This is a genomic window from Pseudoalteromonas sp. SIMBA_162 (genome assembly GCF_046535955.1).
In the GTDB taxonomy this organism is placed as follows: Bacteria; Pseudomonadota; Gammaproteobacteria; order Enterobacterales; family Alteromonadaceae; genus Pseudoalteromonas; species Pseudoalteromonas marina.
On sequence record NZ_JAWJBQ010001068.1, the window covers coordinates 1 to 241 of the forward strand.

The 241-nt window shown below is 71.0% G+C and carries 1 protein-coding gene; it reads right to left on the reverse strand.

From position 1 onward, the window contains the following. On the reverse strand, positions 1 to 241 hold a 241-nt coding region (locus R0J88_RS22960), incomplete at both ends, for a hypothetical protein (protein ID WP_410901310.1).

Genomic DNA, 241 nt, shown 5'->3' on the forward strand with positions numbered 1-241 from the left:
GGGCGGCATGTTGGTGCATTCGAGCACGATGTCGGTCAGGTCCGGGGCGCGCCGCGCCAGCCGTTCGGCCGCCTCGACCACGTCGCGTTCGACCCGCGCCAGATCCATGTCCGGCGCGTTTTCCAGGATGCGCGCCTGCATCTCGCAACCGGGCGCCAGGCCTTCGACCACGGCGTTGGCGGGCACGCCGGCCGCATCCAGCAAGGCGCGATCGAGCGAGGCCGCATCGAAGGTGACGATG